Raw genomic sequence first — 945 nt, forward strand, 5'->3', positions numbered from 1 at the left:
AGGCGAACATCGGCGGGCTGGCCCCGATCGGCCCGCCGGGGGTGGACGCCCAGCGTGCGGCGCTCGCCCGGGCCGAGGCGGCCGAGGCCAACGGTGCTGACGGCGCTGGGGGCTCCGGTGGCGCGGCCGTCCAGGAGCAGGGCGCCGGCCTGCTCGACCAGGCCTTCGCCGAGTTCGCGGCCGGGGCCCGGGAGCTCGACGAGGAGCGGGCGGCCCGGCTGCTGGTCGCCCTGCGGGACCGCCTCACCCGGGATCGCGGCGTCGAGTACACCCGGCCCGCCGAGCTCGCGCCCGCCGAGCGGCTCTGGCGCTTCCTCGCCCGGCGCGCCGTGCCGCCCTACGAGGGCTGCGCGGTGGCCCCTCTCACCCTGCTGGCCTGGGCCTCCTGGGTGGCGGGGGACACCGCGACGGCCCGCGTCGTGCTGGGCCACGTCCTCCGGCTCGACCCGTCCTACCTGCTGGCCGAGCTGCTGTACGAGTCGTTGAACGACGGTATGACGCCCGACGCGCTGCTCGCGGCAGTCGAGGCGCAGCGTCGGCGGCGCGAGGCGGGTGGGCCCGTGCCGGCGCCCGCCGGCGAACCGGGGCCGGCGCCCACCGAGGGCCCGGGTGGTGACCAGACGGGCCGCGGTGGGCCGTCAGGGCTGCCCGGGCCGGCGGGGGCCTCACGCCGCCGCCGGACGGCCCGCCGGAAGGCCGCGAAGGCGGCTCAGGCCACAACGGCGGCGGCCGAGCGCGGCCCGGTCGGCCCGGTCGGCCCCGCTGAGCCGACGCCGCGCCCGGACGGTCCGGGCCCGCTCGCCCTGCTGCCGGCGCCCGGGTGTGCTCCGGTGCCCCGGCAGCGGTCCGCCCGGGGTCTGCGGCTCGGTCGGGCAGCGGTGTCCCGGGCCGCCGCCGCACCGTCGGGGGGGGGGGGGGGGCGGGGGCGGGGGGGGCGGGGGGGGC

The 945-nt window shown here is 81.8% G+C and carries 1 protein-coding gene; it reads left to right on the top strand.

What is annotated here, in order from left to right; translation table 11 throughout:
- Positions 1-945 (top strand): DUF4192 family protein (locus tag ACFV6I_RS18440; RefSeq protein ID WP_380426365.1); only part of this gene is annotated, 945 nt, incomplete at both ends.

The organism is Kitasatospora sp. NPDC059803, assembly GCF_042732255.1.
Taxonomy (GTDB): Bacteria; Actinomycetota; Actinomycetes; order Streptomycetales; family Streptomycetaceae; genus Kitasatospora.